The sequence below is a fragment of the Thiomonas sp. DCM-2 genome (assembly GCF_056820905.1).
Map to the genome: position 1 here is coordinate 817845 of NZ_CM165962.1, position 14194 is coordinate 832038.

The following is a 14194-nucleotide window of genomic DNA, read 5'->3' on the forward strand; positions in this document are numbered from 1 at the left end:
GCAACCTATGGCGCCTTCCACACTGTCAAAAATTGACCTGAACGGTGCGTTTCAGGACATCGCCGCCCAGTTTCGCGGCCTCAACCCCAACGACCCGGGCGCCTGGCCCAAGTGGCCGCGCTACGCCGTATTCGCCGCCGCCTTTGCGCTGACGCTGGGCCTGGGCTGGTACGCCTGGCTTTCCGGCACACGCGACCAGCTCACCTCCGCGCAGCAGGAAGAAGTCACACTGCGCGAGCAATACAAGACCAAGCTCGAACAGGCTGTCAGCCTCGATCTGCTCAAGGCGCAGAAGGCCCAGGTGCAGCAGTACGTGGCGCTGCTTGAAAAGCAATTGCCGAGCAAGGCCGAAATGGACGCTCTGCTGTCCGACATCAACCAGGCGGGCATCGGGCGGGGCCTGCAGTTCGAGCTGTTCAAGCCGGGGCAGGTCGACGTCAAGCCCTACTACGCCGAGCTGCCCATTTCGATCAAGCTGCAGGGCGGCTACACCGATCTGGCGGGTTTTGCCACCGATATTGCCAAGCTCTCGCGCATCGTCACCCTCAACAACATCAGCCTGACCGCTTCGACCGCCAAATCCGGCGCGCCGATGGTGATGGACGCCACCGCCAAGACCTTCCGCTACCTCGACGCCGATGAAATTGCCGCACAGGCCAGCGCCGCGAAAAAGACGGGAGGCAAGAAATGAACGCGCAGCATTCCAGTCCTCTTCTGCGTTTGCGTCTGATCCTGCTGGTCGCGCTGTCGGCCGCTTTCCTGTCGGCCTGCGGCCAGCAACACGAAGACCTGCGTGCCTGGATGGCGCAACAGCGCGCCAGCATGCATCCGCACATCAAGCCCATCGAGCCGCCCAAGCCCTTCATTCCGGCGACCTATGACCCGGCCGTCGGAACCGACCCGTTTTCCACGGCCAAGCTCGAAGTCGGCGTCAAGCAGGAAGTGCAACAGCTCAACCCCCTGCTGCAGGCGGAACTGGCGCGGCCCAAGCAGCCGCTTGAGGCGTATTCCCTTGACCAGATTCAGATGGTGGGCACCGTCAAGGTCAAGGGCCAGCAATACGCCCTGCTCAAGGCGGGCAACTTGCTGTACCGGGCGCATGTGGGCGAATACGCCGGTCAGCATTTCGGAAAAATCACCAAAATCACCGATAGCGAAGTCGATTTGAGGGAGCTGGTGCAAGACGCCACAGGCGACTGGGTCGAACACCCGGCAACCCTTCAATTGCAGGAGAGCACACAATGAATACGCCGATGACAAGAAAACGCTGGGCCGCCCCAAGATTTCTTGGCCCCCTCGGGGGGAAGGCCGGACGCAGCGCGGCCTTGGGGGCGCTGGTACGGCATCTGGGGGCAGCATTGCTGACCGTCGCGGCGGTATTGAGTGTCTGTGCCAGTCCGGCACAAGCGGCAAGCAACGCGATCCAGAGCGTCAATGCCAGTCGGCAGGGCACAGAAACCGTAGTGCAGATCAATCTTGCCCAGCCCCTGGCGGCGGCGCCGAACGGATTTGTCATCGACCAGCCAGCCCGCATCGTGCTCGACTTTCCTGGGGTGGAATCGACGCTCGATCGTCAGACCGTGAACTTCGAGCAGGGCAATCTGCGTTCGGCCAATGTGGTGCAGGCGCAGGGGCGCACGCGTGTGGTGCTCAACCTGCGGCAGTCCGCTACCTACAAAACCCAGATCGACGGCAACCGTCTGCTCGTTCTGCTCAACACCACGCATGACCAGACAGCCGCCGGCTCGGCAGCCACCGGCGCGCCGCAGGCCCAGACGGTGCACTTTGCCGACAACCTCAACACGCAGCAGCTTGCGCTGCGCGCCATCAACTTCAAGCGCAGCGTGGACGGTGCGGGACGCGTGATCGTCAACCTGCCCAACAATCAGGTCGGCGTCGACATCCATCAGCAGGGCCAGAACATCGTGGTCGATTTCCTCAAGACGTCGCTGCCCGCTGACCTGCGTCGCCGACTCGACGTCACCGACTTCGCCACACCGGTCACCTCGATCACCACGTTCCAGATGGGCGACAACGTGCGCATGGTCATCCAGCCCAATGGCGACTACGAGCAAAGCGCCTATCAGGCCGACGACCAGTTCGTCGTTGAACTGCGCCGCACCCAACCCAATCCCGATGCCCTGGTGCAAGGCAACGGCCCGGGCTTCCACGGCGAAAAGCTCTCGCTCAACTTCCAGAACATCGACGTCCGTTCGCTGCTGCAGGTGTTTGCCGACTTCACCCATCTCAACGTGGTGGTCAGCGATTCCGTCACCGGCAACCTCACCCTGCGCCTGAAAGACGTGCCGTGGGATCAGGCGCTGCAGGTCATCCTGCGCGCCAAGGGCCTGGGCGAACGCAAGGAAGGCAATGTGCTGTGGATCGCTCCGCGCGATGAAATTCTCGCTCGCGAAAAGGCCGATCTGGAGGCGAAAAAATCGCTGAGCGCACTGGAGCCCTTGAAGTCCGAGACCTTCCAACTCAACTACCAGAAGGCGGCCACCGTGGTCTCCATGCTGACCGGTGCCGCTGGCGGCGCGCAAGCTGGTGCAGCTGCCACACCGACGCCCATCCTGCTGCCTGGCGTGTCCAGCGCCGCAGCCCCCACCTCGCGCATCCTTTCCCCGCGCGGCACCGTGCTGGCCGATCCGCGCACCAACCAGATCTTCGTCACCGACATCCCGTCCAAACTGGAAGAGGTGGCCAAGCTCATCGCCAAGATCGACAAGCCGGTGCGCCAGGTGATGATCGAAGCCCGCATCGTCGAAGCCAGCGACCAGTTCGGCCGTAGCCTCGGGGTGAAGCTGGGCTTCCTCGACGCACGGGGCATTCAGGGCGGGGTGCCGGGATTCGGTACAGGCAATAATCGCGTCGCGGTCACTGGGGATTACCTGGGTGTCTCCAATCAAACGAATCAGCCAGGTTCCTCTGCAGCCACTCTGGCGGATTCACAGTTTGTCAATCTTCCCGCTTTCGGTTTGGCGGGCAGCCTCCTGGCTGGCGCGGCACCGAGTTCCTTGGGCATCAGCCTGTTCAACGCTGCGGCCAACCGTTTCATCAACCTTGAGCTTTCCGCGATGGAGGCCGACGGCAAGGGCAAGATCATTTCCTCGCCCCGCGTGATCACGGCAGACCTGAGCAAGGCGACCATCGAGCAGGGCACGGAAATTCCCTACCAGCAGGCCACCTCCAGCGGCGCCACCGCGGTGACCTTCAAAAAAGCCGTGCTGAGCTTGGACGTGACGCCGCAAATCACACCGGATGGCAATGTCATCATGAACGTGGAAATCCACAAGGACAGCCCTGGAGCCTCCACCGCTGGCGTTCCGTCGATCAACACCAACACCGTGACCACGCAGGTGCAGGTGGAAAACGGCGGCACCGTGGTTCTCGGTGGGATCTATACCTCGCAGGAACAGAATCAGACCGACAAGGTGCCGCTGCTCGGCGACCTCCCAGTGGTTGGAAATCTGTTCAAGAACAACAGCAAGATGTACAACAAAAACGAGTTGATGGTTTTCCTGACGCCCAAAATCGTCACGAACGCCGATATGACCAATTGATCGATGCGGCTCAGAGGGCTTTAAAAAATGTTCAAGCGCATCATCCAATTGGTCGACAGACTCTGGGCTCCCATCGGCGCGGCCTCTTTGCTAGGGCTGCTCGCGGGATGTGGGGGTGGCAGTGTGGCGGTTGCACCCCCGCCTCCAGCAACACCAAATCAGGTGCCGGTCACGGTTGCTTTATTCAATCCCAACAATCCTTATCCGAACCGGCCCTATGTCACTGTGACGGTTTGTGACGCGCAGAATCATTGTCAGGACGTCGATCATGTCTTGCTCGATACCGGATCGACTGGGCTGCGCCTCATGCCGGGAGTCTTGAATCTCTCATTGCCCGCGCAGACTGCTTCCGACGGGAGTCCGATCGCCGAGTGCATGCAATACGGTGCCGGTTATTTCTGGGGGGCACAACGCTTGGCAACCGTCAAGATGGCTGGAGAGGTTGCGACCAACATCCCCCTGACCGTTGCTGGAGATGCCAGCATTCCTGTCGATGCGCCTGCCGGATGTGCGGCGACGGGGCCGAATGCAATAGCCGGTCTCCCAGAATTCAAAGGCATCTTGGGAATCGGCCCGCAATCAACCGATTGCGGCAGTAGTTGCACCCAATCGACCTCCAACCAGATGTATTTCTCTTGCCAAGGTGGTTCGACCGGAAACTGTATCGCAGTGACCATGCCTGTAGCGATGCAGACCCCCAATCCAGTGAGCCGCTTTACCAGTGACAACAACGGTACCGTGCTCACCTTTCCAGCAGCGCCCACTGCACAGGGCAGTATGGTCGGTACATTGACATTCGGCATTGGCACACAGGCCAATAATTCCCTCAACGGGCTACAGGTTTATCAATCCAGCGTGCCGGGCCAAGACTTCCCTGTATTGGCTTCCAGCGTCAATGGCACTGCCAGCTTTGCGTTCCTCGATACCGGAACCAATGCCTATATCATTGCGCAGACGGGCACTCCAGTTGTGATCAACAAACCGCCTTCAATGCAGGCGGTCTCTGGGCTTGCAGTATGTGGGCAAGCGGGAGGGCCATATTGTCCACCAGCACCGGTTTCGGTTCAGATTCGCCTCAATGGTAGTAACGGAAACCCGACGAGCTGGCAAACGATCAAACTTGCTGATCCAACGCTGGCCTTTCAGCAGAATCTCGCTGTCATACCGACGCTCGCTGTCCAAAATTCTGACTTTCCTGGTTATTCCATTCTGGGTCTCCCGTTCTATTTTGGTAAAACGGTTGCTACCGCAATCAGTGGTTCTGTCACCCCCTATGGTGCAGGGCCATACTGGGCGTTTTAGCGCGGAATTCTGTGGTGTGGCCTCGATGCCTATACCGGCATCTCAATGTGTTTCTTGGGGGTTCTATGAAGGTTTTGCAAAAACAATTGTTCTGGGTTCTTGGTGGACTTTCCGCCGCGGTGGTTCTTGCTTCGTGTGGTGGCGGAGGGACGGGGAGTGCGGGAACACCTCTGCTGGGTTCTAAAAATACCAATACGGCGACGTTGCAGTGGCTAGCCCAGGGACAGATCAATCCATCTAATGTTCCAATGAATGTGCCGGTGACGGTGGTTTACAAACAACTCGATCCTTATCAGCACCCTGTACCTGGTCAAGTTGTTACCTTCTACACCAGCAGCCCATCGCTTGTGCAGTGCTTTAGTCAAACTACGCCACCGACCCTCAACCCCAGTTGTACAGCCTCAACAGACGGAAATGGTACGGCCCAGATGATTATCCAGGCTACGCCTTTGAATGCCGCAGGGACCATTTTTCCGAGTGTCGGATTTTCGATCCAGGTTGTGACTTCGCAGGTTCCAGTCACGGTCAGTCCTACAGCCAGCACGCCGTTTCGGTTTGCGAGCGCAGTTGAGTATGCCAAACAGACAACTCTGATTGCATCTCCGATTGGCTGGACTTTTATTCCTTTGCAGTGAATCGAAATCATCACTCAATGACAAAGGTAAATTTATGAAAACGACAACCAAGAATCTGCTGCTCTCGGCTGCGACCCTGGCATTGTTATCAGGCTGTGGTGGTGGAGGCGGCACACCAACACCGACCTACAATACTTCGATTGCCCAGCCCAGTTTGCCAGGTACCGTGGTGCAGGTTTTGCAAAACACAGGAAGTGGCATCGTTCCCATTCCTGCAAACAGCGATGGCAGTTACAGCATCACGGACAGCACACCGGTAATCATTAATTCCCAAACAACTCAGGGCCTGGCACAATCGGTGAATTGGGGCTTTGCCGCGACCGATAGTTCAAATTTGAATTATGGTGTGCTGTCAACAGGTGGTTACCAGATTGCAGGTTCGACCGATCCCATTCTTCAACAAGTTGGGTATTCTGGATTAGCAACCGTACCGTCTGTCATACCCAACCCGACTGGTGGTACGCCTCTGCAATTTCAATCCTTGATTGCCCCGGGGGGGTCCTTGATCCTTGGGTTGAGTCAAGGGCTCACTGTTTTGTCAGGTCCGTTTCAAACCAACGCGGTATTCCGCGTGATCAGCGCTTACGCTGGAAACTGGTCGGTATCTTACGGTGTAGGAGGTAGCAGTTCGGCTTATTCCGGTACATGCAATATCTCGATTAGTAACACCGGCGTTGTGAGCGGCTCGTGCACGGATGCGCAACTCGGCAGCTATGACGTGACCGGCCGAGATTACGGCGTCGGCAATGCCATGGGTGTGCAGTTCCAGGGAAAAAATGGAATCGTGAATTTCTTCCTCGGCACCTCACCAGTCGCAACGAATCTGCTGCAAGGCAAAACCAACCTTTTTGTCACGACCAGCAGCACATCGACAACCGGCACCGCGGGCTCGACATCCAACGCTGTGACCACGATTACCGCGCAAGACCCCATTGCATGCAAACTGGTACCCGGTGCGACCTTCGTGCAAATCGCCGGCAATGCGACCTGCACCAACACCATCGTGTTCGGGACGAACAGTTCCTCGAGTTCGACGCCAGCGACGACTGCGTCTGGGGCCACCAGCAGCAACACCACAGGCCAGAATGCAAGTGGGTTTCCGGTGACCTGGACGGCCACGAAAGTCTCCTGATTGCCCGGGCCGCGCATTTTCCTCATCGGCCTCATGGGCGCTGGCAAGACCACGGTCGGGCGCGCCCTGGCGCAGCGATCCGGGTTGCGATTCGTCGACAGCGACCACGAGATCGAGCAGGAGCAGGGCTGCAGCATTGCGGCCCTGTTTTCGCGGGTGGGTGAGGCCGGGTTTCGGGACATCGAGGCACGAGCCATCGATGCGCTGACCCAGCGCGATGGCATCGTGCTGGCGACTGGCGGCGGGGCAGTGCTGCGGGCAGAAAACCGCAAGGCGCTGCGCGAGCGTGGAACCGTGGTGTATCTGCGCGCGAGCCCGGACGACCTGGCGCACCGGTTGCGGCATGACCGCAGCCGTCCGCTGTTGCAGCAGGGCGATGCGCGGGCCAAACTGCATGAACTGTTTCGTGTGCGCGATCCGCTGTACCGCGAGACCGCGCATTTTGTCATCGACACCGGGCGGCCTTCCGCGGCGCTGCTGGCGAACATGGTGCAGATGCAGCTTGAACTGGCCGGGGTGCTGCCGACGTCGAGCAGCCCGTCCTGAGCGCACCGAGCTTGAGGAAGGCTGGGATGGGGATGGAGCACTTTGTTCCCCACAATCCCCGGTCCCGACGGACTCCTAAAATGACCGGATGACACCGACAGCACTTCCCGCCATGACCACCGTGCGTATTGCGCTGGACAGCCGCGCGTATGACATCCGCATTGCTCCCAACCTGCTGGATTCTCCAGATGCATTTGCGACTGTCGCGTCGCGTCAGGCCACCGCGCTGATTGTCAGCAACACCACGGTGGCGCCGCTGTATGCCGCCCGGCTGGAGCGCAGCCTCGTGCCGCATTTTTCGCGCGTGCTGCATTGCGTGCTGCCCGATGGCGAGCAGTACAAGACCTGGGAAACGCTCAACCAGATTTTCACCGACCTGTTGCGCCATCAATGCGATCGCAAGACCACGCTGTTTGCGCTGGGGGGCGGAGTGATCGGCGACATGACCGGCTTTGCCGCAGCCAGCTATATGCGCGGCGTGCCATTCGTGCAGGTACCGACCACCCTGCTGGCGCAGGTGGATTCGTCGGTGGGCGGAAAGACCGCGATCAACCATCCACTGGGCAAGAACATGATCGGTGCGTTCTACCAGCCGCGGCTGGTGGTGGCCGATCTGTCCACCTTGCACAGTCTGCCGCAGCGCGAGCTGTCTGCCGGCATGGCCGAGGTCATCAAGCATGCGGCGATTGCCGATGTCGATTTCCTTGCCTGGCTGGAGGCGCACATCGACGCGCTGATGGCGCGCGACGACGCGGCGCTGGCCGAAGCCGTTGCGCGCTGCTGCCGCATCAAGGCCAACGTGGTGGCGCAGGACGAAACCGAGGCCGGGCTGCGCGCCATTCTCAACTTCGGCCATACCTTCGGTCACGCCATCGAGGCCGGCATGGGCTATGGCAACTGGCTGCATGGCGAGGCGGTGGGCGCTGGCATGGTGCTGGCGGCCGATCTGTCGGTGCGTCTGGGCCTTTTGAGTCGGCAGGACGCCGAACGTCTGGCACGGCTGATCGCCCGGGCAGGTCTGCCGGTGCACGCGCCCGATCTGGGCGCAGCGCGCTGGGCCGAGTGGATGCAGGTAGACAAGAAGACCGAAGGCGGCGAGGTGCGGTTCGTGCTGCTGCATGGCCTGGGACGGCCGGTCGTTCGCCCAGCGCCAATGGCCGAGGCGCAGGCCAGCATTGCCGCGCATGTGCGGCAGGGGCTGAGCGCGGCCGAGCACGCTGCATGACGCCGCGTCCGGCAGACGCTGCGCGCAGCGGGCTGGCGCCCTACGCCTGCAGCGACGCCACCTCGCGCGGGCGCGAGCATGTCGAGCCCGCGCCGACCGACCGCAGCGGCTATCAGCGCGACCGCGACCGCATCATCCACAGTACCGCCTTTCGCCGCCTGGAATACAAGACCCAGGTGTTCCTCAACCACGAGGGCGACCTGTTCCGCACCCGTCTGACGCACAGCCTGGAGGTGGCGCAGATCGCGCGCTCCCTCGCGCGCGCGCTGCGCCTCGATGAAGACCTGACCGAGGCGCTGGCGCTGGCGCACGATCTGGGGCACACGCCCTTCGGCCACGCCGGGCAGGACGCGCTGGGCGCGTGCATGCGCCGCCACGCGCCGGATGGCGGGGGCTTCGAGCACAACCTGCAATCGCTGCGCGTGGTGACCACGCTGGAGGAGCGCTACGCCGCGTTCAACGGCCTGAATCTGAGTTTCGAGACCCGCGAAGGCGTGCTCAAGCACTGTTCGCGCCGCAACGCCGAGCGGCTGGGCGAGGTCGGTGCGCGCTTTCTGCAGGGTGGTCAGCCCAGCCTGGAGGCGCAGATCACCAATCTGGCCGATGCCATTGCCTACAACAACCACGACATCGACGACGGCCTGCGCGCCGGTCTGATCGACCTGGACGAACTGCAGACCGTGCCCTTCTTCGCTGGGCATCTGGATGCGGTCCGGCGCGCCTATCCGGGCGTGCAGGGCAGGCGGCTCGTGGCCGAGACCATCCGCCGCATGATCTCCGCGTTGATCAAGGATCTGGTGGAGGAAACCGCACGGCGCATTGCGCAGGCCGGCGTGGACTCACCCGCCGCCGTGCGCGCCGCGCCGCCGCTCGCCGCGTTCAGCGCCCCGGTGCAGCAGCAATTGCAGCAGTTGCAAACGCTCCTTCTGCACCGGCTCTATCGCCATCCCGAGGTGTTGCGCAACACCACCAAGGCGCAGCGCCTGCTGACCGAACTGTTCGAGGCGTATCACGCCGATACCCGCCTGCTGCCGCGCGACTATCAGCGCGACGACGCTGCGCGGCAGCCGCGCGCCATTGCCGACTACCTGGCCGGCATGACCGACCGCTACGCCATCCGCGAACACCAGCGCCTGTTTTCCATGCGCGACTGGCCGGTGTATTGATCCCCAGTCACGCCCGATGGATCACGGCCTCAGGTCGTAGAGCAAGCCCGTCTGCAGCTTGAGTTGCGCAATGGATGCTGCCGCATCGAAGCGCGATTGCAGCACCATCCGCGTGGACTCCAGCGCACTGCGCCGGGCGAGCAACCAGTCCGACAGCCCCGCCTCACCCAGCTGGTAGGCGCGCAGCATGCGGCTGCTGGCCTGGCCCTGCACCTGCGCGGCCTGCTCGGTGGCTTTCACCGCGCGGGTCTGTGCCTGTGCCATGGCATAAAGCCGCTGGAACTCCGCTTCGGTCTGCGCCTGCAGATCGCGCAGCCTCCATTGCGCGGCGTCGGCCTCGGCCAGCGCTGCACGCTCCTGGGACACCCGCGCCGCACCGCCAAACGGCATGGAAAACTGCAGGCCGACAATGCGCTCGCTGCCGCCCCGGTCGGACCCGATGTAGGCACCGACGGTGGGTTGCGGTGTGCGCGCGGCCTGGGTCTGTGCCGCCATGGCCTGCGCTTTCTGCAGCGCAGCGCGTTGCTCGATCAGCAGCGGATTGGACAGCGCCGCCTGCGCAGCAAGTTGCTCGGCGTTCAGGGTCGGCAGCGCAAGCGCGCTGGGGTCTGCCTGCCCCTGCAGGTCACCGTTGCGTCCCAATTGTGGATAGCGTGCGTACAGGGCATCGCGGCTGCTCGCCGCCATGCCCTGCGCCAGCGACAGGGCCGATTGCGCGCGGGCCTGCTCGGCCTGCATCTGTTCCAGCTCCAGCACGCTGGCGTCGCCCAGGGACTGACGGCGCTGCAGCGCCTTGACCTGGGCATCGATCAGATCGAGGTCCTGCTGTGCCAGCATGGCCTCGGCCTGCGCGCGCTGGGCGGAAAACCACGCGGTCAGCATGTCGCCGAGAAACCGCTGGCGTGCCGCGGTCAGTGTGGCCTGCGCAGAGGCCGTCAACGCATCGGCCATGCGGCCATCGGCCTGCGCCTGCGTGGGCAGACGCAACTGGCGATTGATGAGCAACTGCCATTCGTTGTAGCGTCCACTGTCTGGCGCGGTCTCGATGCGGCGTTGCTGCAGTTGCGCCTGGCCGGTGAACTCGTGGGTTCCGGCGCGCAGCACCTCGCCGTTTTGGGCGGCCGCCTGCTGCATGGCCTGCGCCTCCCGCAGCGCGGGTGTGTCGGCCAGGATCTGATCGACCGCAGCGATTTGCGGCAGGCTGGGGCTGGGCAGATCGCTGAGGCTGGGAAGAGCGGGCAGGGTGGACAGGGCGGTTTGCGCAGTGGCGGCAGCGGCGGGTTTCGCCAGACTTCCCTCAGCAGCCCAGGTTGGGGCGGCGGTGAGCGCAAGTGCCAGCGCAGCGGCCAATGCCCGCAGGGTTTCAGGTTTGGATAAGTGAATCATCAGATGTTCTCCGTCGTGTTTGCTGCGGCTTCAGTGTCGCGGGTTGTGGGCCCCAAGGGTCTGGCTTCGCCCGACCTGCCCCCCGAGGGGGGCAAGGAAACTTGGGGCGGCCCGGCGTTTCCTTGCGGACGCGGCAGGCCGAAGCGGGCAAACATCAGGGGCAGCAGCACCAGGGTCAGGGCGGTGGAAGTCACCAGTCCGCCGACCACGACCACGGCCAGCGGCTTCTGGATTTCCGAGCCTGGCCCGGTGGCCGACAGCAGGGGGATGAGACTGAACGCGGTGATGGTGGCGGTCATCATCACCGGGCGCAGACGGCGCATGGCGCCGTCACGCACCGCCTGCAGCAGCGGCAGGCCACGTTGCAGCAGTTCGTTGAAGTGGCTCACCAGCACCACGCCGTTGAGCACCGCAATGCCCAGCAGCGCGATGAAGCCCACAGAGGCCGGCACCGACAGGTATTGGCCGCTGGCCCACAGTGCAATCACCCCGCCGACCAGCGCGAAGGGAATGTTGGCGAACACCAGCACCGATTGCCGCACCGAGCCGAAGGTGGTCATCAGCAGCACAAAGATCAGCGCCAGCGCCACCGGCACCACCAGCCCCAGACGCGCGGCGGCACGCTGCTGGTTCTCGAACTGGCCGCCCCATTCCAGCCGCACGCCCTCGGGCAGCTTCACCTGGGTGGCCACGGCCTGCCTGGCCTCGGCCACATAGCTCACCAGATCGCGCCCGCTGACATTGGCCTGCACCGAAGCGAAGCGGCTGCCGTCTTCATGCGCTACCAGCACCGGGCCCTGGGTGGGAGTGAGCCTGGCGAGTTGCGACAGCGGGTAGGGCGTACCGTTCGGCGCGGTGATCATCACATTGGCGAACGCCTGCGGATTGCTGCGCAGATCGGTGTCCCCGCGCAGCAGCAGCGGGGTGCGGCGCACGCCTTCGAGCACCATGCCCTGCGGCTGGCCTTCGATCAGGGCGCGCAGATCCTGCTGCAGGCTGTCCACGTCGAACCCGGCACGCCCGGCGGCAAGCCGGTCAACCTGCACCGTGAGGTACTGCACGCCTTCGGGGCGGGCGGCCAGCACTTCCTGCGCACCGGGCACCGCCTTGAGCGTCTGCGCCACTTGTTGCGACAGGTCGCCGAGCTGGGCGATGTCGGCACCGAAGATTTTCACCACCAGGTCGCCGCGCGCGCCGGTGAGCATTTCCGACACCCGCATCTCGATGGGCTGGGTGAAGCTGAAGTCCACGCCGGGAAAACGCTCCAGCACCTTGCGCATGGCTTCGATCACTGCATCCTTGCCGCCAGCGCGCCATTCGGACATGGGCTTGAGCACCAGGAAGGTATCGGTTTCGTTCAGACCCATGGGGTCGAGGCCGAGGTCATCCGAGCCGCTGCGCGCGACAATGGACTTGATCTCGGGCACTTCTTTCAACAGCGCCTGCTGCACCCGCAGGTCGAGCGCGGCGGTGGCGCCCAGGCTGATCGAGGGCAGCTTTTGCAACTGCACGATCACGTCGCCTTCGTCGAGTGTGGGCATGAAGGTCTTGCCCACGCGGGTGTAGGCCCAGCCGGCGGCCACCAGCGAGACCAACGCCAGCACGACGACGATCCGGCTGTGACCGAAGCTCCAGTCCAGCATGCGCCGATAGCCCGCAGACAGCTTGCGCACCAGCCAGGGGTCGGTGTGCGAGGCGGTCTTGAGCAGCAGCGAAGCCATCACTGGCACGATGGTCAGCGCGATGAGCAGCGATGCGCCAAGTGCAAACACGATGGTCAGCGCCACCGGGCGGAACAGCTTGCCTTCGAGCCCTTCGAGGGTGAGCAGCGGCAGGAACACGATGGCAATGATGGCCACGCCCGACAGCACCGGCCCCGAGACCTCCGACACGCCGCGCAGGATGCGGCCGAGCCGGTCGGTGGTTGCGCCTCCAGGGTTGTGATCCGGCGGACGTTCCGGGTCGTGGCTCATGTGGTTGACCAGGTTTTCCACCACCACCACGGCGGCGTCCACCAGCATGCCCAGGGCAATGGCCAGTCCTCCCAGGCTCATCAGATTGGCGCTGAGGCCGAACCAGCGCATCAGGATGAAGGTTGCCAGCGCCGACAGCGGCAGGGTGATGGCCACGACCAGCGCCGCGCGCCAGTTGCCGAGGAACAGCAGCAGCATCACCACCACCAGCACCACGGCCTCGCCCAGCGCTTCGAGCACGGTGCCCACGGCACGCTCGACCAACTGGCTGCGGTCGTAAAACACCTTGATGCGCATGCCATGCGGCAGCCGCGGCTCCAGATCGGCCAGCCGCGCCTTCACGCCGTGGATCACCTGCTGCGCGTTGGCGCCGCGCAGCCCGAGCACGATGCCTTCGACCGCCTCGCCCTTGCCGTCCGCGGTGACGATGCCATAACGCGTGCTGCTGTCGAGCCCGACCTGCGCCACATCGCTCACCCGCACCGGCGTGCCGCGCACATTGGCGATCACGGTGTTGCGAATGTCGTCTGCGTTGGCAAACGCGCCCTGCACCCGCACGATGCGGGTTTCCTCGCCTTCGTCCAGGCGACCCGCGCCGTCATTGCTGTTGTTGACCTGCAGTGCGGTGCGCAACTGGTTCAGCGACAGCCCCCAGGCCGCCAGCCGCGCCGGGTCGGGCTGCACCGCAAACGCACGCACATCGCCGCCGAGCATGTTCACATCGGCGACGCCGGGCACGGTACGCAAGACCGGGCGAATGAGCCATTGCAGTGCACTGCGCTTTTCTTCCAGAGTGGCTGGCCCCTCGATGGTGAACATGTACAAGTCGGACAGGGGCGTGGTGATGGGAGCGAGCCCGCCCATGGCCGAAGCGGGCAGATCGCCGCGCACATTGGCCAGCGCCTCGCCGACCTGCTGCCTTGCCCAGTACACATCGGTGCCTTCCACGAAGTCCACCGTGATGTCGGCAATGCCGTACTTCGAGGTCGAACGCACGATGCGCTTGTTGGCAATGCCCAGCACCTCCTGCTCGATGGGCAGGACCACGCGGGTCTCCACCTCCTCCGGTGTCATGCCCGGCACTTTCATGATGATCTTCACCTGCGGCGACGACACGTCGGGAAAGGCGTCGATCGGCAATGCGCGCCAGGCGAAAATGCCGCTGGCCACCAGCGCCAGCATCGCACCGAGGGTCAGCAGGCGCTGGCGCAACGCGCCATGCGTAAGGAGCATCAGGTTCATGACTGGCACCCCCACGCTTCGCTT

11 protein-coding genes are annotated in these 14194 nt (G+C 63.3%); 9 read left to right on the forward strand and 2 right to left on the reverse strand.

Features of this window, described 5'->3' with window-relative positions; all coding sequences use genetic code 11:
* The first annotated feature begins 7 nt into the window (after positions 1 to 7).
* The 9 genes from AC1ZQA_RS03950 to AC1ZQA_RS03990 all read left to right on the forward strand — a co-directional run bounded on the left by AC1ZQA_RS03950 (position 8) and on the right by AC1ZQA_RS03990 (position 9569).
* On the forward strand, positions 8 to 691 hold the full coding sequence (locus AC1ZQA_RS03950) for a type IV pilus inner membrane component PilO (protein ID WP_482678522.1): 684 nt from the start codon (positions 8 to 10) through the stop codon (positions 689 to 691).
* Positions 688 to 1245: a pilus assembly protein PilP gene (locus AC1ZQA_RS03955; RefSeq protein ID WP_482678523.1), complete on the forward strand. Its 558-nt coding sequence runs from the start codon at positions 688 to 690 to the stop codon at positions 1243 to 1245. The genes AC1ZQA_RS03950 and AC1ZQA_RS03955 overlap by 4 nt, the downstream gene beginning before the upstream one ends.
* Positions 1242 to 3563 carry a type IV pilus secretin PilQ gene (locus AC1ZQA_RS03960; RefSeq protein WP_482678524.1) on the forward strand — a complete coding sequence of 774 codons (2322 nt, stop codon included), beginning with the start codon at positions 1242 to 1244 and terminating at the stop codon, positions 3561 to 3563. The genes AC1ZQA_RS03955 and AC1ZQA_RS03960 overlap by 4 nt, the downstream gene beginning before the upstream one ends.
* Before the next feature lie 27 nt (positions 3564 to 3590).
* The gene (locus AC1ZQA_RS03965; protein WP_482678525.1) at positions 3591 to 4865 is read left to right on the forward strand and encodes a DUF3443 family protein; all 1275 of its coding nucleotides are present in this window, start codon (positions 3591 to 3593) and stop codon (positions 4863 to 4865) included.
* Between the two features lie 65 nt (positions 4866 to 4930).
* On the forward strand, positions 4931 to 5500 hold the full coding sequence (locus AC1ZQA_RS03970) for a hypothetical protein (RefSeq protein ID WP_482678526.1): 570 nt from the start codon (positions 4931 to 4933) through the stop codon (positions 5498 to 5500).
* A 34-nt stretch (positions 5501 to 5534) separates the two neighbouring features.
* Positions 5535 to 6632, forward strand: coding sequence for a hypothetical protein (locus AC1ZQA_RS03975; RefSeq protein WP_482678527.1), 1098 nt, complete (start codon positions 5535 to 5537; stop codon positions 6630 to 6632).
* 33 nt (positions 6633 to 6665) lie between these two features.
* Positions 6666 to 7178 (forward strand): shikimate kinase, encoded by a 513-nt coding sequence (locus AC1ZQA_RS03980; protein ID WP_482679271.1) that lies wholly within the window; start codon positions 6666 to 6668, stop codon positions 7176 to 7178.
* 112 nt (positions 7179 to 7290) lie between these two features.
* Complete coding sequence (gene aroB, locus AC1ZQA_RS03985) at positions 7291 to 8403, forward strand: 3-dehydroquinate synthase (protein ID WP_482678528.1); 1113 nt, start codon at positions 7291 to 7293, stop codon at positions 8401 to 8403.
* The gene (locus AC1ZQA_RS03990) at positions 8400 to 9569 is read left to right on the forward strand and encodes a deoxyguanosinetriphosphate triphosphohydrolase (RefSeq protein WP_482678529.1); all 1170 of its coding nucleotides are present in this window, start codon (positions 8400 to 8402) and stop codon (positions 9567 to 9569) included. The genes aroB and AC1ZQA_RS03990 overlap by 4 nt, the downstream gene beginning before the upstream one ends.
* 21 nt (positions 9570 to 9590) lie before the next feature.
* Here AC1ZQA_RS03990 and AC1ZQA_RS03995 read toward each other — a convergent pair whose 3' ends face one another.
* Positions 9591 to 10955 carry a TolC family protein gene (locus AC1ZQA_RS03995; protein WP_482678530.1) on the reverse strand — a complete coding sequence of 455 codons (1365 nt, stop codon included), beginning with the start codon at positions 10953 to 10955 and terminating at the stop codon, positions 9591 to 9593.
* Positions 10955 to 14170 (reverse strand): efflux RND transporter permease subunit, encoded by a 3216-nt coding sequence (locus AC1ZQA_RS04000; protein ID WP_482678531.1) that lies wholly within the window; start codon positions 14168 to 14170, stop codon positions 10955 to 10957. The genes AC1ZQA_RS03995 and AC1ZQA_RS04000 overlap by 1 nt, the downstream gene beginning before the upstream one ends.
* Positions 14171 to 14194 lie beyond the last annotated feature (24 nt).